This window comes from Faecalibacterium sp. I3-3-33, from assembly GCF_023347295.1.
Taxonomy (GTDB): domain Bacteria; phylum Bacillota; class Clostridia; order Oscillospirales; family Ruminococcaceae; genus Faecalibacterium.
Genome location: NZ_CP094469.1, coordinates 244,065 through 270,629 on the forward strand (window position 1 = coordinate 244,065; position 26,565 = coordinate 270,629).

22 protein-coding genes and 1 tRNA gene are annotated in these 26,565 nt (G+C 54.4%); 8 read left to right on the forward strand and 15 right to left on the reverse strand.

The annotated features are described in order from the left end of the window. The first annotated feature begins 124 nt into the window (after positions 1 to 124). Genes MTP39_RS01060 through MTP39_RS01075 form a run of 4 tightly spaced genes read left to right on the forward strand, consistent with a single transcriptional unit; the run spans position 125 to position 4,208 of the window. Positions 125 to 1,060: an ABC transporter permease gene (locus tag MTP39_RS01060; protein WP_112091309.1), complete on the forward strand. Its 936-nt coding sequence runs from the start codon at positions 125 to 127 to the stop codon at positions 1,058 to 1,060. Further along, positions 1,061 to 2,164: an ABC transporter permease gene (locus MTP39_RS01065; RefSeq protein WP_249241121.1), complete on the forward strand. Its 1,104-nt coding sequence runs from the start codon at positions 1,061 to 1,063 to the stop codon at positions 2,162 to 2,164. A 13-nt stretch (positions 2,165 to 2,177) separates the two neighbouring features. Next, on the forward strand, positions 2,178 to 3,275 hold the full coding sequence (locus MTP39_RS01070; RefSeq protein WP_249241122.1) for an ABC transporter ATP-binding protein: 1,098 nt from the start codon (positions 2,178 to 2,180) through the stop codon (positions 3,273 to 3,275). Beyond that, positions 3,276 to 4,208: an ABC transporter ATP-binding protein gene (locus MTP39_RS01075; RefSeq protein WP_249241123.1), complete on the forward strand. Its 933-nt coding sequence runs from the start codon at positions 3,276 to 3,278 to the stop codon at positions 4,206 to 4,208. Positions 4,209 to 4,342: 134 nt separating this feature from the next. Here the strand turns inward: MTP39_RS01075 and MTP39_RS01080 are convergent, their stop codons facing one another. From MTP39_RS01080 to MTP39_RS01095, 4 genes are all read right to left on the reverse strand, one after another. Next, complete coding sequence (locus MTP39_RS01080) at positions 4,343 to 6,013, reverse strand: hypothetical protein (RefSeq protein ID WP_249241124.1); 1,671 nt, start codon at positions 6,011 to 6,013, stop codon at positions 4,343 to 4,345. A 28-nt stretch (positions 6,014 to 6,041) separates the two neighbouring features. Next, entirely contained in the window at positions 6,042 to 6,722 is a 681-nt protein-coding gene (locus MTP39_RS01085) for a TetR/AcrR family transcriptional regulator (protein ID WP_249241125.1), read from the reverse strand. Positions 6,723 to 7,044: 322 nt separating this feature from the next. Continuing rightward, on the reverse strand, positions 7,045 to 8,385 hold the full coding sequence (locus MTP39_RS01090; protein ID WP_442899429.1) for a GHKL domain-containing protein: 1,341 nt from the start codon (positions 8,383 to 8,385) through the stop codon (positions 7,045 to 7,047). Between the two features lie 35 nt (positions 8,386 to 8,420). Beyond that, on the reverse strand, positions 8,421 to 9,176 hold the full coding sequence (locus tag MTP39_RS01095; RefSeq protein WP_442899407.1) for a LytR/AlgR family response regulator transcription factor: 756 nt from the start codon (positions 9,174 to 9,176) through the stop codon (positions 8,421 to 8,423). A 177-nt stretch (positions 9,177 to 9,353) separates the two neighbouring features. Between MTP39_RS01095 and MTP39_RS01100 the strand changes: the two genes are divergently transcribed. Both MTP39_RS01100 and MTP39_RS01105 read left to right on the forward strand, forming a co-directional pair. Beyond that, the gene (locus tag MTP39_RS01100; RefSeq protein ID WP_112148418.1) at positions 9,354 to 9,776 is read left to right on the forward strand and encodes a response regulator; all 423 of its coding nucleotides are present in this window, start codon (positions 9,354 to 9,356) and stop codon (positions 9,774 to 9,776) included. After that, on the forward strand, positions 9,773 to 11,875 hold the full coding sequence (locus MTP39_RS01105) for a hypothetical protein (RefSeq protein ID WP_249241126.1): 2,103 nt from the start codon (positions 9,773 to 9,775) through the stop codon (positions 11,873 to 11,875). Before MTP39_RS01100 ends, MTP39_RS01105 begins: the two co-directional genes overlap by 4 nt. A gap of 89 nt (positions 11,876 to 11,964) precedes the next feature. Here MTP39_RS01105 and MTP39_RS01110 read toward each other — a convergent pair whose 3' ends face one another. From MTP39_RS01110 to MTP39_RS01150, 9 genes are all read right to left on the reverse strand, one after another. Beyond that, positions 11,965 to 12,231, reverse strand: coding sequence for an MATE family efflux transporter (locus tag MTP39_RS01110; RefSeq protein WP_249242076.1), 267 nt, complete (start codon positions 12,229 to 12,231; stop codon positions 11,965 to 11,967). Further along, on the reverse strand, positions 12,185 to 12,319 hold the full coding sequence (locus tag MTP39_RS01115) for a substrate-binding domain-containing protein (protein WP_249241127.1): 135 nt from the start codon (positions 12,317 to 12,319) through the stop codon (positions 12,185 to 12,187). The genes MTP39_RS01110 and MTP39_RS01115 overlap by 47 nt, the downstream gene beginning before the upstream one ends. 184 nt (positions 12,320 to 12,503) lie before the next feature. After that, positions 12,504 to 15,890 carry a DEAD/DEAH box helicase family protein gene (locus tag MTP39_RS01120; RefSeq protein WP_249241128.1) on the reverse strand — a complete coding sequence of 1,129 codons (3,387 nt, stop codon included), beginning with the start codon at positions 15,888 to 15,890 and terminating at the stop codon, positions 12,504 to 12,506. Positions 15,891 to 15,910: 20 nt separating this feature from the next. After that, the gene (locus tag MTP39_RS01125) at positions 15,911 to 16,834 is read right to left on the reverse strand and encodes a hypothetical protein (RefSeq protein WP_249241129.1); all 924 of its coding nucleotides are present in this window, start codon (positions 16,832 to 16,834) and stop codon (positions 15,911 to 15,913) included. A 25-nt stretch (positions 16,835 to 16,859) separates the two neighbouring features. Further along, on the reverse strand, positions 16,860 to 17,702 hold the full coding sequence (locus MTP39_RS01130) for a TIR domain-containing protein (protein ID WP_249241130.1): 843 nt from the start codon (positions 17,700 to 17,702) through the stop codon (positions 16,860 to 16,862). 4 nt (positions 17,703 to 17,706) lie between these two features. Next, a complete protein-coding gene (locus MTP39_RS01135) occupies positions 17,707 to 18,822 on the reverse strand; it encodes a restriction endonuclease subunit S (RefSeq protein ID WP_249241131.1) in 1,116 nt (371 codons plus the stop codon). Next, a complete protein-coding gene (locus MTP39_RS01140) occupies positions 18,822 to 20,426 on the reverse strand; it encodes a type I restriction-modification system subunit M (RefSeq protein ID WP_249241132.1) in 1,605 nt (534 codons plus the stop codon). The genes MTP39_RS01135 and MTP39_RS01140 overlap by 1 nt, the downstream gene beginning before the upstream one ends. Positions 20,427 to 20,854: 428 nt before the next feature. After that, a tRNA-Lys gene (locus MTP39_RS01145) sits at positions 20,855 to 20,930 on the reverse strand. Between the two features lie 105 nt (positions 20,931 to 21,035). Further along, positions 21,036 to 21,662 carry a hypothetical protein gene (locus MTP39_RS01150; RefSeq protein ID WP_249241133.1) on the reverse strand — a complete coding sequence of 209 codons (627 nt, stop codon included), beginning with the start codon at positions 21,660 to 21,662 and terminating at the stop codon, positions 21,036 to 21,038. 488 nt (positions 21,663 to 22,150) lie between these two features. Between MTP39_RS01150 and pckA the strand changes: the two genes are divergently transcribed. Both pckA and MTP39_RS01160 read left to right on the forward strand, forming a co-directional pair. Beyond that, positions 22,151 to 23,755 (forward strand): phosphoenolpyruvate carboxykinase (ATP), encoded by a 1,605-nt coding sequence (gene pckA, locus MTP39_RS01155; protein ID WP_015537182.1) that lies wholly within the window; start codon positions 22,151 to 22,153, stop codon positions 23,753 to 23,755. 192 nt (positions 23,756 to 23,947) lie between these two features. Beyond that, positions 23,948 to 24,610, forward strand: a complete 663-nt coding sequence (locus MTP39_RS01160) for a helix-turn-helix domain-containing protein (RefSeq protein WP_249241134.1) — start codon at positions 23,948 to 23,950, stop codon at positions 24,608 to 24,610. A 75-nt stretch (positions 24,611 to 24,685) separates the two neighbouring features. On the opposite strand, the gene trxA is transcribed toward MTP39_RS01160, so the two are convergent. Beyond that, entirely contained in the window at positions 24,686 to 24,994 is a 309-nt protein-coding gene (trxA, locus tag MTP39_RS01165; protein WP_005921611.1) for a thioredoxin, read from the reverse strand. Between the two features lie 207 nt (positions 24,995 to 25,201). Next, a complete protein-coding gene (locus MTP39_RS01170; protein ID WP_249241135.1) occupies positions 25,202 to 26,557 on the reverse strand; it encodes a GntP family permease in 1,356 nt (451 codons plus the stop codon). Positions 26,558 to 26,565: the final 8 nt, after the last annotated feature.

Here is a 26,565-nt window from a genome sequence, read left to right on the forward strand (position 1 = left end):
CACTGAACAAGGCCGCACAGTGGCCCGCAAAGAGCCACTGTGCGCCTTTTTGGCATTGTGCCTGTCCGCGGCAGACGAACGACTGACCGCGAGATCCCGGAAGGAAAAAGGGGGTCCACCCGACGTGAAAAAATATACGCTCAAGCGAATCCTGACCTCGCTGTTTACGCTGCTGGCAATTCTGCTGGTGCTGTTCATCCTGATGCAGCTGATGCCCGGTTCGCCCTTCAATGATGAAAAGCTGACGCCGGATATGCGTGCAGCCCTGTATGCAAAGTACGGCCTTGACCAGCCTATCTATATCCAGTTCTTCCGCTATGTGGGCAATATGCTCCGGGGCGATCTGGGTGTCAGCTACAATATCTCCAAAAATACGCCCATCTCCCAACTCATCCAGTCCCGTCTGCCCATCTCCATTCAGGTGGGCGGCATGGCGGTCACGCTGGGTGCCATCGTAGGTCTGGTGCTGGGCATCCTTGCCGCTTTGAAGCGGGATACCGTGGTGGACACCATCGCCACCATCATCTCGGTCATCGGCGTATCGGTGCCGTCCTATGTGTTCGCGCTGGCGCTGAGCTACACCTTCGGCTTCAAATTCCGCTGGTTCCCCATGCTGTTTTCCGCCAAGGATATCTTTGGCTCCAGCGTGCTGCCCAGTATTTCGCTTTCCATGTTCACCATGGCGTCCATTGCCCGCTTTACCCGCAGTGAGATGATCGAGGTGCTGGATTCCGATTATATGCTGCTGGCCGAGAGCAAGGGCATCTCCGGCCCGGCGCTGATCTTCCGCCACGCGCTGCGCAACGCCCTGATCCCCATCATCACGGTGCTGGCACCGCTGATCGTGGATCTGATGACCGGCTCGCTGGTGGTGGAAAAGATCTTTGCCATCCCCGGCGTGGGCAGCCTGCTGGTGACGGCCATCCAGTCCAACGATTACAACGTGGTCATTGGTCTGAGCTTTATTTACAGCGCCATGTACATTGGCATCATGCTGGTCGTTGACCTGCTGTACGGCATCATCGACCCGCGCATTCGTTTGGCAAAGGGGGACGACTAAATGGCAGAAAAAGCGATCCGGCTGGGCGGCGAATCCACCGCCGATGCCATTGTCAGTGCCGTGGATGCAATGTACACGGAGCACACCTTTGCAGAAAAGGATTTTGCCCTCAAGCACAACGAGGACGAGATCAGCGTGGATACCAACTTTGCGGCGCAGAACTTCTGGAAGGAAGCGCTCATCCGCTTTTTCAATAAGAAGAGCGCCGTGCTGGGGCTTGTCCTCATTGTGGTCATCGTGTTGCTGGCCGTTTTGGGCCCGGGCATGAACAGCTACACCTACTCCGGGCAGGATCTGAGCCAGAAAAACTTTGCGCCCCGCGTGCCGGGCATTGAGCAGTTCGGCATTCTGGACGGCAGCGAGAAGATGAGCACCACCACCGGCACCAAGGTGACCAACGCCTATCAGGAAAAAGACAAGCTGGACGTCTACTACTGGTTCGGCAGCGACCTGTACGGCCGCGATATCTGGACCCGCACATGGGAAGGCGCCCGCGTCTCTCTGATCATCGCGGTGGCGGCGGCCATCATTGATATGCTCATCGGCATGAGCTACGGCCTGATCTCCGGCTACTTTGGCGGCAGGGTGGATATGGTGATGCAGCGCTTTCTGGAAGTGGCCAACGGTATCCCCCGGCTGGTCATCGTTACGCTGCTGCTGCTGGTATTGCAGCCCGGCATGGTGACCATCATCTTTGCCCTGATGCTGACCGAGTGGGTGGGCATGAGCCGCATTGCCCGTGCCGAGATGCTCAAGTTGAAGGATCAGGAGTTCGTTCTGGCGTCCCGCACGCTGGGTGCAGGCAGCTTCTTCATTATCTTTAAAGAAGTGCTGCCCAACATCATCGGACCCATCATCACGCAGGTCATGTTCAGCATCCCCACCGCCATCTTCACCGAGGCGTTCCTCTCCTTTGTGGGTCTGGGCATCCCGGTGCCGCAGTGCTCGCTGGGTTCTCTGATCAGTGAGCTGTACAACAGCTTCACCACCCACCCCTACCAGATCATCCCGCCCATTGTGGTCATGAGCCTGCTGATGCTCAGCTTCAATCTGGTAGCGGACGGCCTGCGCGAGGCGCTGGACCCCAAGATGAAGAGTATGTAAGGAGGAACACCCCATGCCTGAAACGAAAAAAGAACAGGTCTTGTCGGTGCGAGACCTTGATATCACCTTTAAGACCACCGCAGGCCCGGTGCACGCCATCCGCGGCGTGAACATCGACCTGTACAAGGGCGAGACGGTCGCGCTGGTGGGCGAGTCCGGTTCCGGCAAGTCCGTTACCATGAAAGCCGCCATGGGCATTCTGGCTAAGAATGCCACCGTGAACAGCGGCAGCATCCAGTTCAGCTACCACCACGCCGACGGCAGCCCGGAGACCGTGGACCTGCTGCAAAAGGATAAAAAGTGGATCCGCCGCCACATCAACGGCAAGCGCATCGCCATGGTGTTTCAGGACCCCATGACCAGCCTTGACCCCACCATGACCATCGGCAAGCAGATCATGGAGGGTATGCTCTGGCACTTCAAAATGCCCAAGGCAGAAGCCTACAAAAAGGCGCTGGAGCTGCTGGAAGAGGTGGGCATCACCGATGCGGAAAAGCGGATGAAAAACTACCCGCACCAGCTGTCCGGCGGTATGCGTCAGCGCGTGGTCATTGCCATTGCGCTCTCCTGCGACCCCGACCTGCTGATCTGTGACGAGCCCACCACCGCGCTGGATGTGACCATTCAGGCAAAAATCCTGGAGTTGATCCGCCGTATCCAGAAGGAGCGCGGCATCTCGGTCATCTACATCACCCACGACCTTGGCGTTGTGGCAAAGGTGGCAGACTATGTGGACGTGATGTACGCCGGCAAGATCGTGGAGACCGGTACCATTGATGAGATCTTCTACGACCCCAAGCACCCCTACACATGGGGTCTGCTGTCGGCTATGCCCGACCTTGACACCGCCGACGACCGTCTGTATACCATTCCCGGCTCGCCGCCGAATCTGCTGCACGAGAAGCCCGGCGATGCCTTTGCACCCCGCAACCGCTTTGCGCTGAACATTGACGACGAGATCGACCCGCCCATGTTCAAGATCAGCGATACCCACTATGCGGCAACATGGCTGCTGGACCCCCGGGCCCCCAAGGTGGAGATGCCGCCGGAGCTCAAGGAGCGCATTGCCCGCATGAAAGCAGAAGCAAAAAAGATCGAGGAGGCGGAATAAATGGCAGCACAGAGCACGACCCCGCTGCTGAAGGTCGAAGGGCTGAAGCAGTATTTCCGCGTCAATAAGAATTTCACGGTCAAGGCGGTGGACGATGTCAGTTTTGAGATCTACCCCGGCGAGACCTATGGTCTGGTGGGCGAGTCCGGCTCCGGCAAATCCACCATCGGCCGCAGCATCATCCGCCTGTACGACCCCACTGCGGGCAAGATCACCTTTGACGGGCAGGATATCAGCGGTCGCCTGACCCATGCGCAGAACAATACCCTGCGCACCCAGATGCAGATGATCTTTCAGGACCCCATGGCGTCCCTGAACCCCCGCAAAAAGGTGGAGGACATCATCGGCGAGGGTCTGGATATCCACCATCTGTGCAAAACGCAGGCAGAGCGCCGCGAAAAGGTGGAAAAGATCCTTGCCAAGGTCGGCCTTGCCCCGGAGCACGCCGAGCGCTACCCCCACCAGTTCTCCGGCGGTCAGCGCCAGCGCGTAGGCATTGCCCGCGCCCTCATCATGAACCCCAAGCTCATCATTGCGGACGAGTGCATCTCGGCACTGGATGTGTCCATTCAGGCGCAGGTGGTCAACCTGATGAAGGATATCCAGCAGGAGACCGGCACGGCCTATCTGTTCATCGCCCACGACCTGTCCATGGTCAAGTACATCTCCGACCGTATCGGTGTGCTGCATCTGGGCCACCTGCTGGAGACCGGCACCACCGAGGAGATCTTCGAGCACCCCATCCACCCCTACACCCGGAGCCTGCTGTCGGCCATCCCTCTGCCGAACCCGGTGGTGGAAAAGCGCCGCGTGGCTGAGACTTATGACTATGCCACTTCCGGCATCGACTATTCCAAGGGCACCAGCCACCATTTGGAGGGCAGCCACTACGTCAAGTGCACGGATGAAGAATTTGCCAAGTGGTGTAAATAAGGCTGGATAAAAAACGGAACTGCGCGTTTTTAGCGCAAATGACGGTTTGCCTTATAGAAAAAGCCCGCCCACCTGTGGAAAACCACGGTGGGCGGGCTTTTTGTGGTTTATCGTTCGTGCCGCTGTAAAAGCGTTCAGAGGGCGGCGGTCTGGGGTACCAGCCGGAAGAGCATTACGGGCAGCTCGCTGTTTGCAAAATCCAGCGTATAGATGAGCTTTCCGTGCTCTGTTTCAAACGGCAGCTCGGTCTGCGTGCCGTCCGGGGCAATGCGCACAAGCGTTTTGCCTTCCAGCAGTCCGGCGGGCAGCGCAAGCCTTACCCGACCGGTGGGCTGCGTCAGACTGCCTGCGGTTTCAAATGCCACACTCAGGTATTCCCCGTTCGTCCGTGCGGTCACATCCTCCGCAGAAAGGCTGCCGCTGGCAGCCCACGCCGTTGCCGCTTCGATCTTTTCCAGCTGCGCAGCGTTTTCTGCCTGCCCGCACACGGGGCAGAAGGTCAGCGTTTCGCCTTCCGCAGTGCGGAAAGTAAACTTCCGGCAATCGGTGCTGCCAGTGTGCGCACAGCCCTGCCGCAGACAATCGGCGCTCTGAGAGCCGGTTCCGTTCGGGGACCATGCACCGAACTGGTGTCCCAGCTTATCGGTCGGGTCTGCGGTGTAGCTGTCTTTGCAGCGGGAGCAAGTAAAGATGGTATAGCCGTCTGTTTCACAGGTAGGCTCTACGGTAACAGCCTGATAATCATGGTTCAGTGCGGGCAGCTCCGCATAGGTGGTATAGTCGCAGCGGGAGCAGGTATCGTAAGCCCAGCCCTTTTCTGTGCAGGTGGGGGCTTGCGCTACGTGACGCACCAAATCATGGTTCAGTGCGGGCAGCTCTTTGCGGGTGGTATAGCCGCAGCGGACGCAGAGGTCGTAAGCGTCCCAGCCGATTTCCGTACAGGTGGGGGCTTTTGCAGAGGGATGCACCAGAGCATGGTTATTTGGGTCTTTTTCGCCGTATTCCCCACCACACGCCTCACAGACCGCTTTGGCGGTGCAGGTCGCTGTGCCACCGGTACAGCTTGCAGTATCAACTTTGTAGCAGTTCTTGCAGTTGCGGATGTGCGTGCCGTTGCCGGCGGATGACCACTCGCCCCAGTCGTGACCGCCGTAGTAACTCCCTCCGCAAGTGGCGCACACTCCCGGACTGGTGCAGGTCGCGCCGCCGCTGCAGCTTTCGGTCTCCTCTTTGTCGCAGCGCGTGCATCTGCGGGTGTGCGTGCCGTGCGTGCCGTCGCCGTCAGACGTCCACGCGCCCCAGTCGTGACCAAGAATGCCGTATTCCGCGCCGCATTTTTCACAGGTTTTGCCTGTGGTGCAGGTGAACGTTCCGGTGCCGCCGCTGCAGCTTTCATTCTCAACTGCGTCGCAGTTGCTGCGCTTGCATCTGCGGGTGTGCGTGCCGTCGCCGTTAGACGTCCACGCGTCCCAGTCGTGACCGAGAATGCCATATTCCGACCAGCATAAGCGACAGATTTTGCCTGTGGTGCAGGTGGGGGTTTCGGTGCCGCCGGTATGATACGAAAACGGTTTATAAATGATCTCGTTCTCCGTGCGGCAGGTCCTGCATTTTATACGGATCTTATGATAGATTGAATCAGCATTTGATTGCCATACGTATCCGAGGATATCACAGGTTTTATCAGCCTTACATTGGATGCAGTACGTGAAGGCATTAGCTACTGCTTTAGCGTTTAACGCGATCCCCGGTATCAGGCACACCATTGCCAGCACCGTCAAACACCGGATCAGCCATTTTTTCATGTTACTCCCTCCTTGTCATCAAGCCTTGTTATCCTTTCAGATCAAACTGCACGGACAGCGATGCAAGCACGGCATCTACCACCTTCCGCGCCTGGGCAAGCATATCGATCTCCGCCACAAAAGCGATGACCTGCTCGCGCTCCTGTGCGGGGACCTGCAGCGCACTCAGGCTCATACTCAGATAGCGCCGTATTTTGCGCTCCAGCGTAAAGTAGGGGTCGCACCGCCGTGCCATGTAGCCGCGCATCATGCCAGCCGTGCCCAGCTCCATCTCGTAGAAGTCGCACTCGGCGCACCCGGGCAGATACGCGCTGAACGCCGCCTGCAGCTCGGCCGTGGTGCTGCGGTGGATGATCTCCGCCGTGGCGGGGAAGGTGTACGCCTCCACATAGATATCCCGCAGATTCTCGCTCAACTCGGTCAGCGCCAGCTGCAAAGCCGTTTCTACCGCGTAGAGGTACACCGGCGAGGGGGCGTTTGCCGCCAGCGGCCTTACCGCGCCGAACTGCCTGCTGAACATCATGCCGATCAGTTCGGTCAGCACGCCGTCCTTGGTGCGGAAAATATTCTGGAACGACCCGGCGGAAACATCTGCTTCCTTTAAAATTTCTGCCACCTTGGTGTTCGTGTAGCCTTTTTCCAGAAAAAGCCGGACACAGACGGTCAGTATCCGCCGTTTTGCTTCTTTGCTGTCGTATCTGCGCGCCATTGGGAATCATCCTTTTCTATAATTGGTTTCTGACCCAATTATATATTGATTTGAAAATTGCGTCAAGTAAACTTTTAAGGGCGTATTTTGGGCAGTTTGACGGTTTTCAAAAACTTGAAACATCTCATCGGGATGCGTGACTGCAAGAGGAAGTCGGAAATATGGGAAAAAGAATGCCCACTCGTCTGAGAAGTTCTCAGGGGAGTGGGCAGTTCTGTATAATGGCGTTTTCTATATGTCACTTGCCACTTTTAGCATGGAGGTTGCCATTTGGGGAATGAAGTTTCCACTTTTTATATGGCAAGTTTCTGCGCTTTCCGCATTACTTTCCACACTTTCCGTACAACTCCGTGGTGCTGTCCGCGGTCTCTGGCGGCTGCTTTTCTCCACAAAGCATGACCTTGGCAGAGAAAACGCCATTCTGATGGGTAAATGTGCTTGCACCGCCGGTCTTTTCTGCAATATGCTGGACAGACTGGATGCCGATCCCGTTTTCCTTTCGCTTGGACGAGCGGAAGAGCCCGCTTTTTTCGTTGACTTCACCGTCAAATGCGTTTTCCACTTCGACCAAAAGAAGCCGCTCGGCATGGACATACGCGGTGACCTCGATCTTGCGCCGGGCGGGTGCGGTGCGCAGGCTGGCTTCGAATGCGTTTTCCAGAAGATTAGACAGCACCAGACACAGATCGATCTCGTCCACAGGAAGCACCTGTGGTAAGTCGAGTTTGGCACAAAAGGGAACACCCTCACGCTTTGCAAGGGCACAATAATAGCCGACAACACTGTCCGCTGCACGGTTTTCGCAGAAATTCATATCCAGATCCGGGATCCGGGAGACCGTTTTTGCAAGGTAAGCCTTCAGGTTATCCAGATCTCCTGCCTCGGCCAGTGCGGAGATCTGATTCAGCTGATGGCGCATATCGTGCCGCGCCTGCCGGGCTTCATCAATGGCGGTTTTCAGGCTTTCATAGCGCTGCTGCTGCATGGAAAGAAACTGGTTTTCCTGCTGCAATCTCGCATTCCGGTTAAGGCTGTTTGCCATCAGCAGAAAGATCGCATTGAACATGAACATCAGAAACAAAAGCGCGATGCTCATAACGATGTAGACCTGCAAGACCCGCCCTGTCCGGAGCGTTATCTGGTAGCGCGGGGTTATAAAAAGATTCAGCAGGATGAACACCATCGGAAGCACCCAGAACACATACCACGTCTGCGCAAAATTGTCATCCTCCACCATTGCGCGCACTGCGTGGGTGGCGGGATAATAGGCTGCAGCAGCGGTCAGCCAGCAGATCACGTTATAAAAAATGCAGGCGCTAAAACAGAACCACGGCTTGTCCGGCGGCAGCTGCAGCCGGATCGTGATCGCTGTACCAACGGCGCGGGACAAGCTATTCAGGCACGCAAATACCGCGCAGACCGCCAGCGCGATGGTCCCGGATTTCCAGAGAGAGAGCCGCAGCGTTTTGAGATACAGGAAAATTGTCACAATCGTTATGAGCAGCAAGGGGAATGCGGTCGAGAGACCGAAATGATAGCAAAACAGCCCGCCGCCAAGGCAAAGCCCGAACAGCAGCGGCACCTCCCATACCGCAAGCTTTGCGGAAGACTGCTTCAGATAGGAGCGCACCGGAAAATACGCGAGCAACAGGCCGGGAAACACAACGGTAAGCTCCAGGATCGGGCGCAGAACATCCTTCAACCCACACGCCCCCTTTGCAGCAGAAATTCCATAAACGCCTGTCGGGCGGCTTTCAAAAGCTCCTGACTGACATAGACCTGGCTGCCGTCCGTCATACAGAAGGCGGCATCCTGAAAATCGGCAGCATTCTCCATATTGATGATCGTACCGCGGCCACAAACAAAAAAGCGCGGGTCCTTTTTGAGCGGCTCTGTGAACGCCTTGAAACTCTGGCGCATGGCAAGCGTTTTGCCGGCAGTGGTGCGGATATTGATGATGTGGGCGAAATGCTCGGCGGATATGATATCACGATAGCGCAAATGGATGTCGCTGCCATCCACCTTCACCGTCAAAACCGGCTCCGGGCGGGGGAGTTTTGCGAGCATTTCATCCAACAGACCGGACAACTCGGCCTCTGAAAAGGGTTTGACCAAATAATGAAATGCCCGTACCTGAAACCCCTCGAGTGCATGGTCTGTCGAGGTGGTGGTAAAAACCAGAAGGCAGTCTGCGTCTGTTTTCCGAAGTTCCTTTGCCGCGTCCATGCCGCTTAAACCATCCATGTAAATATCCAAAAATGCGGCGGTAAAGCGCTGCGCTTCTTCTGCCGCCAGAAAAGCTTCTCCGCTGTCAAATTCTAAAAGCTCTGCTTCTGTACCGCGCTGGCGCAGCTGCCGTGCCAAGCGCTCCTTCAGCAGCGTGCGCTCCGTACCAAGGTCATCGACGATCGCAAATCTCATGCTGTACCAAGAAGCTATTGTTATAGCTTCCAACCTCCTTTATAAACTCTTTCATCCTGATTATAGCACAGTTGCCCGGTTCTGTCGCAGCAGAAACCGGGATTTCGTGACGGAAACCGGGCTTTCGTGCCAAACAGCTTGAAACAGCCGTATCCGCCCGTATACTAGAGACAGAGAACCTCAACAACGGCAGAAGGAAGGAGGGTCGCTGTGTATCGAATCGCCGTGCTGACAAACAGCAGGGCGCAGGAAGCTTTTTGGGCAGAGCAGATCTTGCAGTTCTGCGCCGAGCATTGTTTATTTCCCCAAATGGACTGTTACCACGATCAGGAAAGCTTTTTTGAAGCCGCGCGCTGCGAGCCGCTGACAAATGCCGTGATCGCCCTGCCGGGGGTGGATGGATTGAATGCAGTAGAGCATCTGCGCGCGCTTTGTCCCCAAACACGCGTTATCTGGTGCAGCGATCTGAATTTTTCGCTCCATGCCTTCCGGCTGCGTGCAGACTACTTTCTGCTGGAGCCAGTGACCGAAGCCGCTTTGCGGCAGGGTTTTTGCATCTGGCTGGATCAAAAAAATCCGGCAGAGCAGCGCCGACCTGACCGCAACGAACACAACAAGGAGAACGACTTATGAAAAAGAGAAAGATCATCCACTCTGCGTTGAGCTTGTCGCTGACCGCAGCATTGTGCCTTTCCATGGCCGCCTGCGGCGGTACACAGACGCCCGCAGACAGTGTCGCCGCTTCTCAGCCCTCTGCACCGTCCGCCGTGGTGCAGCCCTCTGCTGCGGAGACGACCTCTGCGGCACTGCCTGTGAAGGCCTTGAACCCCAAGCAGGTAGAGGAAAACCCCTACATGGCCAAGAGCGATGCAAACATTCATCACGACGGCTACAACACAGATTCAACGGATGAGATCCTGCCGCTTGCGATCTATCCCGAGATCAACGTTTCCTATGAGACAACGAATGCAAATGCTTCTCCCGCTATCTATTTTGACAGCTACGGCCATGCCGTTGTGCCGCTGCTGGGCGGCATCGCCATCCGCGACCTGAACGCCGAAGAAACAAAAACGCTCGGCTATTTCTCGCCAAAGAAGCATGACGGCGGCGGTTACGTTATCCAGAGCTCCTATACCTTCATGGACGCGTCCAACCGCATCGTCTGCCCCACGAGCAACAACCATGTGCTGATGCTCCGTGCAACAGATGAAAACGGCAATGTGCTGCCCGAATTTGAGAAGGTGCTGGACATTGATATCAAGGCTGCCGCCGAAGCCGCGCTTGGAAAAGAGCTGACGCAGAATCTTTTGTCCGTGGTCTTTGATTATGACGGAAACCTCTGGTTTGCAACGGGTGGCTTCCGCATTTATCCGCAGCGCCAGCAGCAGGGCGTCATCGGCTATATTGCCCGTTCTGCCATTGATGCGATCCTGAACGGCGAGCAGACTGACCTTTCAAAGGCTGTCTTTGTCTACGAGCTGACCCCCGGCGAGGGTGCCGAGAACGGCATCGCCGCCTCCAAGGACGGTGCGGTGATCCTCACCAACCAGAACTGCTATCTTCTGCGTGCAGAAGAAGGCGTAGACGTTGTGTGGTGCACGCCCTATGAGAGCGCGGGTGCAAAGGTGAGCGGCGAAGGCGATAAGACCACCGGCGGCGGTCTTGCATGGGGCGGCGGCTGCTCGCCCACGCTGACACCGAACCTTGTGCTGTTCACCGACAATCAGGATATCGTAAACCTTCTTGCGCTCGATATGAAGACCGGCGAGGTCGTGGCAAGCGCCCCGGTGCTGGATGATCTGCCCGAGGGCTATCAGGTAGCCGTTGAGAACTCTGCCATCGTCTATGACGACGGCAATGGCACCGTCAGCACCATCGTCTGCAACTGGTTTGGCGCGGGCAATGCAGGTCTGGCGGACCCCAACAACGACTCTTCCATCCAGAGCTACGCCAATATTTACGACCAGAACTGGCTCATGAAGGGCAACGTTATGATCGCCCCCGGCATCGAGCGCATGGACACCGTAAAGACCGCAAACGGCTACGAGATGAAGAGCATCTGGAGCCGGAACGACCTGAGCGACACCTCCATCCTGAAGCTTTCCACCGCAACGGGCTATATCTACGGCTATGTGCAGGATGTGACCACCGGGATGTGGCAGTACATCATTCTGGATTTTGAAACTGGCGAGACTGTTTTCACGATGGATGTTTCCAACAAGTACGGCTATAACAACATGGCCATTGGAATGTATGCCGGCAACAGCGGCAATGCGCTCTACTGCCCGACAGGCTATCTGGAACTGCTTCGTTTGCAGGACCGTTTCGTTTATCTGCCCGAAATGCCCTACCGCAAGGTCGATCTTGATCAGGCAGCAAGAAATGTCCTCTCGCAGGAACAGTTTGCGCAGGACGGCGGCGAAGGCACCGTTGCAAGCTGGCGCAACACTGTGACCGTCCGCAACGTACATCCCAACACCACGGTAGCTTTCCGCATGAATAACCTGTCCGGCAGCACCTCCGGTCTGACCCTCTACGCCTATGGCGTGGACGGCAAGCTAGCAAAGGTCGATCCTGCACTGTGGTCGATCACAGACGAGGACGGCAAGGCTGTAACGGAACTTACCGCCGGTACGCTCTATGAGCTGCACGTGACCGTCGCCGATGGCGGCGCTCTTGACCTGAGCGAGACGGAAAAGGAAATCAGGCTCTCCGTTGTACTCGGAAAATAAACATAAAACGCCCGCCCACCGTGTCCAAATCTCCACGGTGAGCGGGCGTTCCGCTTCCTTTTGAAGGCAGACCGCAAAGCCGATCAAGATCAGAGGATGGCGTCATCTGCCGTATAAAGTCCCAAGACCTGCGCCGGGAAGCCCCCTGCCGTCAGCAGAAACAGTGCTGCCAACACACCCCCGCAGACAAGGCTTACATCCAAACTGCGCCACGCCTCGGTGTGCTCCTCCGCGCCCAGAAACTGTGCGATCAGAATACCGGCAACCGTGCCGACTGCGCCGGACATCACGGAGAAAATAAGAGTGAAGTTACTGCACAGTCCCACGGCTGCAATACCGGCTTGCCAGTGTATCATCAAAGCCAATGATCTGCACATCCTCCGGGACGCGGATGCCCTGTCCCTGCAAAAATCGCATAAATTCCAGCGCATAGTGGTCGGACACCGCAAATACCGCCGTGACTTTTTCAAAAAAAGGCGGGGAAGGTTCTCACTGTAAAACGCCATTCTCTCCCTTGCCGCAGCAGGGACCTGCCAGAACAAAGTCTCCCCCGATGCAAAGGCGCTGCGGAAACCGTCTATCCGCTCCTTGTCCATTATACCGTTTTTTATCAGTACATTCTACCACTTTATGCAGTTACATGGGTGGCATTCTCTTTCACCGAATTGATCGTATCCATCAGTTCACTGCCTGTTTTGCCATCAAACAGGTGGGTAAACAGAATGGGCTGGTCAAAGGGTGGTTTCATCAGAACCGCTTTGCTTTCCACATAACCGTTCTGCTCGATGTAATGAATGACCTTCTGCACGAACGCGATCTGCTTTGCATTCAGCGATTCGTCGTTGATGAACTTGGAAAATGCCTGCATGGCAGCACCGTGGTCCAGCTTTGCCACTTTACGCACCAGTAGACCAAAGGGTGTATCCCGAAACTCCCGTGCATAGTCCTCTTTGCTGCCCAGCTCACAGGTAAAGATATGTTCCAGCTCGGTATAGTCACCCCGGGAAAGCGGAATGTTCTGGGTCAGCTTGTGGATGGCCAGCGTATCGCTGCGGTGCTCCATGATGTAGCGGTTCACACGTTCCCGGTACTCGCCGAAATCGTAGCCGGAATCCAGCGTTTTGCCCTCGGTCTGTTCCAGTACCGGGTCGGCAAGGGCCGTGTAGACAGGCTTTTGCCCTTCTACACCGTCTACCAGAAACTTGATGAGTTCCCGCAGCTCCTGCCGCATTTCCTCAAAGCGGAGCAGATCATGCGAGGTCAAAAATTCGTCTGTCTGCACCTCCCGGATGAGGGGCAGCTTTGCCTGCACCTGCGGGATGGTAGCCTTTCCTTCCAGCAATGCCGCTGTGCTGCGCAGCTGTTTCTGGGCGCGGCCCAGCCCCGGCAGACCTTCCAGCTCACAGAGCAGCAAGCCATACACAAAGTTATCGAACCGCTTGGCGGCTTCATCTTTGTCGTCCAGCGAGATGAGCGGTGCCACCTCTTTCATCAGAGTACCCTTGTCCGTTTCGGTCAGGCTGACAAAGGCTCCCGGCTTTTGATAGTGTTCCACGGCCTGTCGGTGCAGCCGCACGGATACCAGCTCCGGGTTCAACGCTCCCACTTCGGCACGGCAGGTCTCTGTTAAGATCTTGCGCCAGTTCTGGTATTTTTCGTCCGCATAGGCTCCATCCTGCAGCGCGGCGGCGATCCGCACCTGCTTGCAGAAAATGCTTTCGGACAGGCTTTTGGTGTCCGCACTCTCGTAGCCGTTGGGTTTCTGACGGAAAAATTCAAAGTTGTCGCAGTAGTCGAAAATCAGAAACCGCCGTTTGCCCGTATATTCGCCGTCGATGGCATCCACGCAGGCAAGGGACGGGCAGAGCCGTGTACCACGGCCGATCATCTGCCAGAACTTCGTTTTGCTGCGCACTTTTTTGAAGAACACCAGATTCACACACTCCGGCACATCAATGCCCGTGTCCATCATATCCACCGAGACCGCAATAAAAGGCGGCTTGTCCGGCTGTTTGAAGTCGTCAATGATGGACTGTGCATAGGCGTCATCGCAGACCACCCGCTGGATGAATCCCGGGTACTGGGTCTCCAGCTGCGGGTAGAGCTTGCCAAAGCGCTCCCGGATAAACTCCGCGTGGCGCTTGTTCTGGGCAAAGATGATGGTCTTGCCGATGCGGTCGCCGCCTGCCGTCTGGATGCCCCGTTCCATCAGGTCTTGCAGCACCGTGTCCACGGTGTTGGCGTTGAAGATGAACTTATTCAGCTTTTCGGATGGGATGAAGCTTGGCAGGGTGTCGTCCTCGGCAAAATCGTCCTCGTAGCGAGCCTTGTCCTCCGGTGAAAGCTGGTCGTAGTGGATGCCCTCTTCTGTGAATTTCGTCTTGACCTCGTAGTTGTAGTAAGGCACCAGCACATGGTCGGTGTAGACCGCCGTATCGTAATCGTAGGCGTAGGTGGGGATGCCGTGCTCCATCTCGAAAAAGTCGTAGGTGTTGCGGTCTACATCGGTTTTCGGGGTGGCGGTCAGACCCACCAGAATCGCATCGAAATAATCAAAAATGGCGCGGTATTTCTTGAAAATGCTGCGGTGGCTCTCGTCCACGATGATAAGGTCAAAATGCGCAGGCGAAAACAGCGGCACGCCGTCCTTGGTCTTGGCGTTGTCGATGGCGTTGAGCATGGTGGGATAGGTGGAAAACACGATGCGCGCGGCCTTATCGTCCTTGGAGGAGCACAGGTTGCACAGCGACTGGTCGGGCAGATACTTTTTGAAGTCGTCCTTTGCCTGCTTGACCAGCGCGGTGCGGTCGGCCAGAAAGAGCATGTTGGTCACATGACCGCCCCGGCTCAGCACATCGGTCAGGCTGGATGCGGTGCGGGTCTTGCCCGTGCCAGTAGCCATGACCAGCAGATTGCGCCGGAAGCCCTGCGCGATGTGGGCGCACACCGCCCGGATGGCGTTTTTCTGGTAGTAGCGGTCGGTGATCTTATCGTCGATTTCAATGGTGTCCAGCGGCTTTTTCTCGGTGCGGCGGTTCATCAGCTTCTGCAAGTCGTCCTTGCAGAACACCCCGCTCACGGCACGCTGCGGGCCGCTCTGCTCATCCCAGAAATAGGTGGTGTAGCCGTTGGTGGTAAACAGCATCGGACGGCGGCCAAACTTCTGCGCCAGACAGTCCGCATAAAGCTGAGCCTGCTTGCGCCCGATGTTGGGGTCTTTGGTGCTGCGCTTGGCTTCAATGACCGCCAGCGGCAAGCCGTCCTTGCCCATCAGCACATAGTCTGCATAACCCTTCTGCCCCAGCACGCCGTTCATGTTGTCCACTTCGTACTCGGTGCGTACATCGGTGTCCGCCCCGGTAAACTTCCAGCCCATGGCCTTGAGGTCGATGTCGATGATCTTCCGCCGCGTCTCGGCCTCGGTCAGGTCGGCGGCGGTGAAGCTGCGACTCTGCTGGTTCTGCTGTTTGCTGGCTGTGTACGCCGTCGAAAGGCTCTCCACCTGCTTGCGCAAGGCTTCCAGTTCGGCATCCTTTTGGGACAGTAAACTTTCCTGTTCCCGGATCTTCTTTTCGTCCAGCGTTACCTTTTCGCCGGGGATGGCTGTTTCTTCAAAGGAGCGCTCCACATAGTCCGTGCCGTAGCAGTAATCCACCCACTGGATGAAGTCGAACAGCCCCCGCAGGCTGAACACTGCATCCGCCGCCGACACACTATGCCCCGTATGTACTGCCAGATTGCCCGCCTTCACGATGCTGGGCAGCACGCTCCACACATTGCGGTCCACCGCGAACCGGAAACTCGGCTCATGCAGGAGGGATTGCAGGTTGTCCTTGTAGGGCATCGTGATGGTCTTGTCTGCCGCATACACCCACTTCACCGCCAGCTCCAACGCCTTCCGGCATCCCACCGCGCACATCGCCGGGGAGGTGGAGAACACTTTCTCGGCCTCGATGGCAGAATTGGCGAAGAGGGAATATTCGGGGTGGGTGGCTAAAAAGGCAAAGTTTGACATGGGGAAGGGCTCCTTTCAAATTAAATAGCGGCCTTATTTTCAATTTGCTTTTTCACATGACAATGTGATTGTTTGTATATGAAATGACCATAATGATGGTCTTCGCTATATTTTTCATATTCTTCCTTTGAAAGCACTTTGAAATTATACTTTTCTGCGATTTCACGGCAATTCAAGTTTAATTCTGCCACTTCTGGATTTCCAAGTCCTTCATCAAACGAACTTTTTTCGCTTTCAAATAAACATTCCCACCTTGTATCATCTGTTTCGCGCGTCAATTGTAATTCCCGAATGACTTCTTTTGCGCGAATCTTTTCACTAGACATTGCTGTATGCCATGCACGAGCCGTCGCCTCGTCCTCTTCTGACAACATAAGTATAAATGTTTTCTCGCAAAGAAAACATCCGCCACACGCATTTTTATATGTGGCCATCACCGTAATCTGTGGAAGATATTTAGTTGAATTTTCTCTGAGTGCTTCATATAAAAGATGAATTGAATCCCCAGAAAATATAATTTCAACTGCGGCTTTTTCATCATTTCCCGAAATCGCCGATATTCTGCGGGTAATTGTTTTTAAAGCTTTTCTGTCATTGTCTCTAAAAACATATAATATTGCTGTCACATCAATACAGATAGCCGGAACCTGAGATATGTTTTTCAGCTCCGTTTTAAAACGATATCTCGACAAAAAATCGTATTCATCCTCTGGAGGTGAATAGAAAAAACGCGGACGATCCAAACAGAATTCCGCATTCTGAAATTCAAGAAGCGGTTGAATGGACAAGCGGTATTCTTCCTGCATCTCCTTTAATTGCAGCGAATTGTTTTCAATCATTTTCTTATTCTGCTTCAATGTTATGATAACCGTCACAACAGAAATTGCAGCCAACAAAAAAGAGAGAATGCTTAAAACAATATCAACAATCTCACCGACACTCATTTTATTAAATTTCCTCCCCCATTTTTCAAGCAAAAAGTTTGTTAAAATCTACATTGTACCCGATTGCTTTTAATTCTCGCAAAACATCCGTTTGCCACATATCCTTATTCGTATATACCACACCTTGCAAATCAGACGGAATTTCAATATCAGGACTTGCGATTAAAATAACATTCCCGCGTCCTAACTTTCCCATAAAATATCCCGCTTCAAACACAACATTCTGTCGCGCTCGTAAATTTTCACTGGTTGCATCTTTTGCCTTGCCATAGTCATCACCAGTAAACAAGCAAATAGCAGCACCAACATCTGAATGCTCTTCAAATTTCTCGATAATAGTTTTGCCTCTGTTAGCTTGTTCACTTAAAATGATCGCTTCAAGACCTTGTTTTTCAACCATACGGGCCACTTCTTGTTTTAGTGCATTATCGTGACCGTGAACAATAAACACTTTTTTATATTCTTTCGTTTTTGCCATTGAGGTCCTTTGAGATATATTCGCTAATAGCATATCTTCATGCTGCCATTGCCGCATTTCTTTGAGCTTCTGTTGCATTGATTTTTCTGCCTTGTCTAACATATCTGTACTAATATCATCTAAATAGGTTTCAAATACACGCTTTGTTGCTTCAAGCCCTTTTTTGCAGCACTCTATACACTTGCTCTCATCATCATAATCAAAAATAGGATGAAACTGTGTTTTTCTAAATTGTTCCATTTCAATGCTTTGCATTCCAAAATAATGTGAAAGGAACCGCGCTGCTTTTAATTTCCAGTCTTGAAATTCTTGTGTGGCTGTAGTTGCATTCATTTCAATTAGCCGATCGATTTCTTTGTAAATGATTTCCAATTTTCCGTAGTCATTCATTTGATCACCCAAAATACTCCTGCATCAGCGCCTTTTTCATCAGTTCCAGCTTTTCAAGGCTCTGCTGTACGGTCTGCTTCTGCTGGTCTACACGCTCCACAAAGGCGGCAAACTGATTTTGAAGGGAAAGTGGCGGAAATGGAAATTTAATTGAAGAGAGCTGACTTTTGCTCAAGATGCCCTTAAGCGCCATATTGATAGTTCTATGAATAGTAGGTTTTGATAAAATCATAAGCCAATAAAGATATAGAACATTATCATGAGTTGGGGTAATCGCATTGATTTGTTGATTAAATGCAACTCTTCGATTCGCTACCGCAACATTCCCAATGCAGTTAAGACTTCCTGCAATGCATGTCATTAACAAGCTTCCCGATTCAACAAAGCGACATTTTTGAAAGCCAATTTCTGATAAACGCTCTTGAGCCTCGGTAAGAAATGTTGAAGGAGTGTTGATGTTATCAGATTTTATCCATTCAATAAATGTTCCATAATTTTCTGGTTCTGCGCGAGATGGAGTATTTCCAGTTATTATTTCACATCGTTTTCCAAGCTCAGCAGTTGGCCAATTAAGAGGATTGCTTACAGGGTCCCCAAACATCTCTGCAAACCGTGCCTTTACCAGCTCGTCCAGTTTAGCAAGCTGCTGCTTGCGGAGAGAAATCAAACTCGTTACTTTATCAAGGACTTCTGCAATTTCGCACTGCTTTTCATACGGTGGCAAGTAAAATGGCAACGCGTCAAAAACGGGCTTGGTCAAATGCTTCATTGTTGCGCCATGTGCATCGGATGCCGCGTTTTCCAGAATCAAACCTACCTGATGTACGAAAAAATCTTTTGAGATTCTTTCTTTATCAAAAACGACCTTGAAAATATGCTGATTTAATACTGCCTTTTCTCCATGCCAAATGTATACGCCAAGACTGGCAGACCATGAAATCAAAACATCTCCATCGTTTACTTCATATTTGGATGCGTATTCACCATTATAACGGTTTGCCTGATACGAATTTCCGGTCAAGTCCTGAATCCGAATAATTGGAATACCTTCGTCTGACCAATCTTGTGGTTTGAAGGCATATCCATTTATGTATGTTGCAATATCTCCCAACTTCGCCATCACACCATCTCCTCCAACTCTGCCAAACCCTTGGTGATCTCCATTTCCAGCTCATGCAGGTCGGCCAGAATTTCCGTAGTCGAAGGATACTCCACCGGCACATACTCGGTCTCTTTGTACTTATTGATGGATAAATCGTACCCGTTGGCGGCAATTTCTTCTTTGGACACAAAGAAGCTCTGCTCGGTGCGCTTACGGTCGGCTTCCGCATCGAGGTTGTGGAACCGGGCGATGATGTCCGGGATGTCGTTATCCTTCACCTCAGTGCGCTTATCGTCCAGCGAGAAGCCGTCGGCTTTCATATCGTAGAACCACACCTTATCGGTGCCGCCCGCGCCGGTCTTGGTAAACACCAGCACCGCTGTGGACACGCCTGCGTAGGGCTTGAACACGCCGGAGGGCATGGAAATGACCGCCCGCAGCTGATGGTTTTCAATCAGTTCTTTTCGGATGCTCTGGTGCGCCTTGCTGGAACCGAACAAAACGCCGTCCGGCACGATGCAGGCGCAGCGCCCGCCGGTTTTGAGCATCCGCAGGAAGAGCGCAAGGAACAGAAGCTCCGTCTTTTTGGTGTTGGTGACGGCTTTCAGATCGTCGTTGATGCTCTCGGCATCCACAGTGCCCTTGAACGGCGGGTTCGCAAGGCAAATGGTGTACTTACTGCAAATGGAGTTTTGCTTCGACACGCTGTCCTTGTAGTCGATCTCCGGGTTCGTGATGGAGTGGAGCATCAGGTTCATGGCCGAAATGCGCAGCATGGTGCGGTCCATGTCGAAGCCGGTGAACATCGGGCCGGCAAAATGCTGCCACTGCTCCGGGGTCATGCTGTCCTCGTAGTGTGCGCGGAGGTACTGTTCGCTGGACACCAGAAAGCCCGCCGTGCCGCAGGCGGGGTCGCAGATAAAGTCGTCCGGCGTGGGCTGCACCAGCTCCACCATCATGTCGCGGATGTGCTTGGGCGTGCGGAACTGGCCGTTCTGCCCTGCCGAGGACAGTTTTAGCAGCATATACTCGTACAGATCGCCCTGCATATCAAGGTCGGCGATATCGTGGGTGTAAAGATCCTCCAGCCCGGTGATGATCTTTTGCAGCACCTGCGGCGTGGGGATCAGGAACATGGCATCGTCCATGTACCGCGCAAAGGCGGTGTTCTGTTCCTTTTCATCCTCTGCCCGCAAAACATCTTTTTCTTTTTCCGACAAGCTCTTGCCCAGCTTTTCGGCCTCCTGCTGTGCCTGTTCCAGCTTGCTGAGTACCTCTACCAGTTCGCCTTTTTCGTTGAAATCCGGCAGACGGCCATACTTCATCTTTTTGATGGCCGGGAACACCCGCTGCTGCATGGTCAGGAAAATCTCGCGGGAGTCCTTGTCCTTGAAGCGGCTCCACCGCATGGACTGCCCTGCTTCGCTGGCCGGGAAGATGTGCTCCATCTTTTCGCCCGCCATGTTCTCAAAATCTTCGGTGGCAAGCTCTTTCTCGTCCAACGACCGGATGAACATGAGATAGGTCAGCTGTTCAATGACGGTCAGCGGATTGGTGATGCCGCCTGCCCAGATGTCTGTCCAGATTTTGTCTACCTTATTTTTAATGGCTCCTGTTACCATGCGTTCCTCCTGAATGTTTGCCAATCGCAAACGCTTTGCATCTTGAATTTTTGGTGATAATACCACAATTTTATTATAGCAGTGTATGATTGCATTTTCAACGTAGAGTGTTTAGCAGAAGTGCTTTCTTGATCGCAAGGCAAGAAAGCAGTGAAACGTTAAAACAGCAATTTGCAGAGCAAAGTTCGCGTTTGCGCAGTGGAGCGGAGCAATGAAAGCCCCGGTGGAGCTTTTAAGTGACAGAACGGTCTTGCGCCAGCAAGATGGAGGGGCTTTGCCCCGACAAGCTCGGCTCACGATGCACAGAATGCAGACAATGCAAGGAAAAACACGGCTTTCCCGCCGGTGTGCAAAAAGTGTGCAAAAGTGTGCAGAGCCCCAGAAAATGGAAAATCCCACGAGGAATCTTGCGATTCTTCGTGGGATTTTGGTGCGCTCGAGGGAACTCGAATCCCTGGCCCTCTGATTAAAAGTCAGATGCTCTACCGGCTGAGCTACGAGCGCATATTCTGCGGCAAAACAATACCGCCGAATAATATTACCACAATTGGCTGCAAAATGCAAGAGCAGCGCTCAAAAAAGCGGAAATTTCGGTTTTATACAGAAAAATCACTCAAAAAACCTTTGCGCCCGGCGCTGCAGCAGCTCCACCAGCAGTCCGGTATAGATGCTGACCATCGAGGGCGTCTCGCCCAGATCCATCGCCTTGCGCTGGGGCAGGTCGGCTAAGCGCCCCTTGTACAGGCACTTCAGCTGGGGCAGCAGGGTATAGTCGTTGGGGTGCATCAGGGTGCTGTCCTTGGGCAGCGCCAGCGCACCGCTTTGTTCCAGCACTTCGCTGACGAACTGGGAGCAGAAATAATGGTGGCGGCGCTGCCAGCGGATATGCAGCCCGCACAAGATCAGCCCCAGCGTGTTGAAGCTGTACTCCTCGCTGTGACGCATGAACTCCTCGGCGCGGCACAGTGCGTGGGAATAGGCCTCATCGGACACCTCCAGCGCGTACAGCGCACAGGGGGCGTCGTCCCGCAGACGGAAAACGCCTTTGTTCAGGTATTCTTTGCTGGGGCCCGCCGGGAACATGGTGTAGCCGTTTTTGCGGGTGGAGCTGTACAGGCAACTCAGATCTGCATCAAAGGCCATGGAGGCGTGGGTATAGCTGGAACCGGTGGCGGCATAGACCAGTTTGGACAGCAGCGTGCCGGAGCGGGTGAGCAGGATGTAGATGGTTTTCATGGCAGTTCCTTTATATGTAGGCCGCCGCAGCGGGCAGAAAAGTGTTTCTATTTAAAATAAGTATAGCACAAGTAAAGTCCTTTTGCCAGAAAAACGTTTGAACCAACGCAAAAATTGCACATTGGAACAAAGTGGACGGCAAATCGGGGCAAAAACTGACCTGTTTTCCATGTATCCCTGCTCGTCAAACTTTTATCAAAATGTCGGTTTTTCCCCGTCCCGCCTTATTTTTCACAGTCTGCATCCCTGCCGGGCTTCGTGAAATTACTTAATGTGGGAAAGCCTGTTTATGAAATTTGTTTCTTTTTTGCAAACAGAACCTTCCATTTATTGCTTTTGGAAAGCTTTTGTGTATAATGATAAACAGGAGAATTTGCACTGCATTGTTCTGTGCTGTCTCCCCCTTATGCGGTGTCCGTACCATAAATGGCGCTGCATCTCCTACACAGAGTTATGTAAGGATCAAACGAAAGTAGAGGTACGCAAATATGGCAAAGTTGGATCTTACCAAGTATGGCATCACCGGCACGACTGAAGTCGTGCACAACCCCTCCTACGAGCAGCTGTTCGCCGAGGAGACCAAGCCCGAGCTGGAAGGCTACGAGAAGGGTCATGTCAGCGAGCTGGGTGCTGTGAACGTGATGACCGGTATCTACACCGGCCGTTCTCCCAAGGACAAGTTCATCGTGATGGACGAGAACTCCAAGGACACCGTGTGGTGGACCAGCGATGAGTACAAGAACGACAACCACCCCGCTTCTCAGGAGGCTTGGAAGGCTGTCAAGGAGATCGCTCAGAAGGAGCTGTCCAACAAGCGCCTGTACGTCGTGGATGCTTTCTGCGGCGCCAACAAGGATACCCGCATGGCAGTGCGTTTCATCGTGGAAGTGGCCTGGCAGGCACACTTCGTTACCAATATGTTCATCCGTCCCACCGCTGAGGAGCTGGAGAACTTCGAGCCTGATTTCGTTGTTTACAACGCTTCCAAGGCTAAGGTCGAGAACTACAAGGAGCTGGGCCTGAATTCCGAGACTGCTGTGCTGTTCAACATCACCAGCAAGGAGCAGGTCATCGTCAACACCTGGTACGGCGGCGAGATGAAGAAGGGTATGTTCTCCATGATGAACTACTTCCTGCCGCTGAAGGGCATTGCTTCCATGCACTGCTCTGCCAACACCGACAAGAACGGCGAGAACACCGCCATCTTCTTCGGTCTGTCCGGCACCGGCAAGACCACCCTGTCCACCGATCCCAAGCGTCTGCTGATCGGCGATGACGAGCACGGCTGGGACGACAACGGCGTGTTCAACTTCGAGGGCGGCTGCTACGCTAAGGTCATCAACCTGGATAAGGAGTCCGAGCCCGATATCTACAACGCCATCAAGCGCAACGCTCTGCTGGAGAACGTCACTCTGGATGCCGAGGGTCACATCGACTTCGCTGACAAGTCTGTCACCGAGAACACCCGTGTGTCCTACCCCATCAACCACATCCAGAACATCGTGCGTCCCGTTTCTTCCGCTCCCGCAGCAAAGAACGTGATCTTCCTGTCTGCTGACGCCTTCGGCGTTCTGCCCCCGGTCTCCATCCTGACCCCGGAGCAGACCCAGTACTACTTCCTGTCCGGCTTTACCGCAAAGCTGGCAGGCACCGAGCGCGGCATCACCGAGCCCACCCCCACCTTCTCCGCTTGCTTCGGTCAGGCTTTCCTGGAGCTGCACCCCACCAAGTACGCTGAGGAGCTGGTCAAGAAGATGAAGGCCAGCGGCGCAAAGGCTTATCTGGTCAACACCGGCTGGAACGGCACCGGCAAGCGCATCTCCATCAAGGATACCCGCGGCATCATCGACGCTATCCTGAGCGGTGCTATCAACGAGGCTCCCACCAAGAAGATCCCCTACTTCGACTTTGAGGTCCCCACCGCTCTGCCCGGTGTCGACCCCGCCATCCTCGATCCCCGCGACACCTACGCAGATGCCGCTCAGTGGGAAGAGAAGGCAAAGGATCTGGCCGGCCGCTTCGTGAAGAACTTCGCTAAGTACGAGGGCAACGAGCACGGCAAGGCTCTGGTCTCCGCAGGCCCCCAGCTGTAAGTGCTGACCTAAGCATTTTTCTTCTGAACTCCATATAAAATAAGCGCCCGCCCCGTGGTTCTGCTCGAACCATAGGGCGGGCGCTTTGCTGTTTGCATTCAAGCTATCCAAACACTTTTTGTCCGGGTAAACAGAGCGTCGATTGCCTTTTGCACTGCCTTATGCTATGCTTTTTCCAAGGGAGTTGATAAAATGGACGCCAGAACTTTTGGAAATTATCTGAGCCGGATGCGCAAAGCGCAGGGGCTGACACAGGCAGAACTGGCGGAACAGCTACACGTTACTGACAAGGCTGTCAGCCGCTGGGAACGGGGCATCGGTCTGCCGGATATCAACACACTGGAACCGCTGGCAGATGCTCTGGGGCTGACCCTTGCCGACCTTATGCACTGCCGCGCCCCGGAAGAAGCCGATACCGTACCGACCATCCAGCTGGAAGATTTCTTTACCATGCTGCGCCGACAGCACACCGTAGATTGGCATTCTGTGCGCACCGCCCTGCTTGGACTGAGCATTGCGCTTGCCTTATGGGGCGTTTTGGCTTGCCCCGGCACTATTGCTGTGCACTGGTATGGTCTTGGCGATGGTTCTTTTCGGGCAGACGGCTGGATGCATTCTCTCGTCATTTTCCCGTTGTGTGCGGGCATTGAATTTTTATCGTTGGAGATCTGGAACAGTTTTGAACAGACCGGCTATTATCGCCGCTGTGGCGAGATCAATCTTTTCATCATCCATGCCATGTCTTTCGGCACACGCTCTGCCAGATGGATGAAGGTCGTGCTGGATCTTCTGTTTTTCTTTTGCTTTGGTTTTGTGATTCCATTTGTAGAAGCGTGGATGATTTTTTTGAATTGATGCCAACCATTTCCGTAAAAAAGAGACAGCGGAACGCCCGCAGGCGTTCCGCTGTACCACATTCAAAACAATAATTTAGCCCAGCAGTTCCAGCACACCGGCCTTGGGGCGGGCACCCACGGCCTGACGCACCAGCTTGCCCTGCTCGAACACCAGCAGGGTGGGGATGCTCATCACCCCAAACTGTGCCGCCAAGTCCGGCTGTTCGTCCACGTTCACCTTGCCCACCTTCACATCGGTGCGCTCCTCGGCGACCTCGTCCACCACAGGGCTCAGCATCCGGCAGGGGCCGCACCAGCTGGCCCAGAAGTCCAGCAGTACGGGCTTTTCGCTGTGGAGCACTTCCTGTGCAAAGTTTTCCTTGGTAATGTTGATGACTGCCATATTTTTTCCCTCCTGAATGGGTGTTGTGTTTTACTGACACCATCAGTATACCCCATACGCCGCCCGCTTTTCCGTGACCGGGTCACGCAGACACAAAAAACAGCCGCTCCGGGCGCACCCGGAGCGGCTGTTTTTGAAGGAGGTAATGAGGTAAATGAATAAGGATCTCCCAACGCTTATCCCGGGGTGCAGGCCCCGGACAGGCGCTCAGGCAAAGAAGGAAATAACCAGTGCCACGAGGAAGCCCACGCCGCCCACCAGCGTTTCCATGATGGTCCAGGTCTTGAGGGTGGTCTTTTCGTCCATGCCCACAAGGCTCTTCACCAGCCAGAAGCCGGAGTCGTTGAAGTGGGAGCAGACGGTGGAGCCGCCTGCAATGGCAGCGGTGACACAGGCGAGGTACAGCGGGCTCAGCGCGCTGATGCCGGGCATGGCGGAGATGATGCCTGCTGCCATGGTCATAGCCACGGTAGAGGAACCCACCGAGATACGCACCAGAGCAGCCACGATGAAGGCTACCAGCACCAGCGGCAGGCTTGCGTTTGCCACGGCGTTGCCGATGACATCGCCCAGCCCGGAGTTCTGCAGCATGTAGCGCAGCACGCCGCCGCAGGCAGTGACCAGCAGGATCATGCCGGTGGGCTCCAGAGACTTGGTCATGATCTTTTCCAGCTGAGCGTTGTTATAGCCGTGGCGGGTGCCCAGCAGGTACATCGCAGCGATGGTAGCCAGCAGCAGCGCCATGAAGGGCTCGCCGAGGAAGGCCAGAACAGGCTGGATGCCGGCCAGTGCGGGCACCACCTTTGCCACGGAGTTTGCGATGATGAGCAGCAGCGGGATCATGATGATGCCCACGATGGTGCCGAACTTGGGCAGCTTGCTCTCGTCAATGTCTGCCTGCTGTGCCACGTGCTCGGGGACTTCGATCATGTACTTTTTGCCGCAGATGCCGCCCCAGATGGGACCGGCGGCGATCATGGCAAAGATGCCGCAGAAGATGCCGATGAGGATGACCCAGCCAAGGTCAACGCCCAGCATGGTAGCCACCAGCACGGGACCCGGCGTGGGAGGGATGAAGGCGTGGCCGACCGCCAGACCGGCCAGCAGGGGAATGACGTAGTACAGCACAGAGCGCTTGGTGCGCTTTGCCAGAGAGAAAGCCAGCGGGATGAGGATGATAAGTCCTGCGTCAAAGAACACCGGCATGGCCACCACCAGACCCGTGATGCCCAGTGCCCACGCGGCCTTTTCGTCACCGAACTTCCGCACCATGGTCACGGCCAGCGTCTGCGCGCCGCCGGATTCCTCCAGAATGGCGCCGAACATGGAGCCCAGACCCACCAGAAGGGCGATGCCCTTTAAGGTGTTGCCGATGCCCTCGTTCACCGAGCCGATGATGTCGGACAGGGGCATACCGGCCATCAGGCCGATGCCAACCGCACCGATCAGGATGGAGATCATGGCGTGTACCTTGAACTTGATAATGAGAATGAGCAATAGGATCAGGCCTGCCACGGCAGCAAAAACCAGCCGTGCCGCATCGGGCGTTGCAACTGCTGTCATAGAAAATT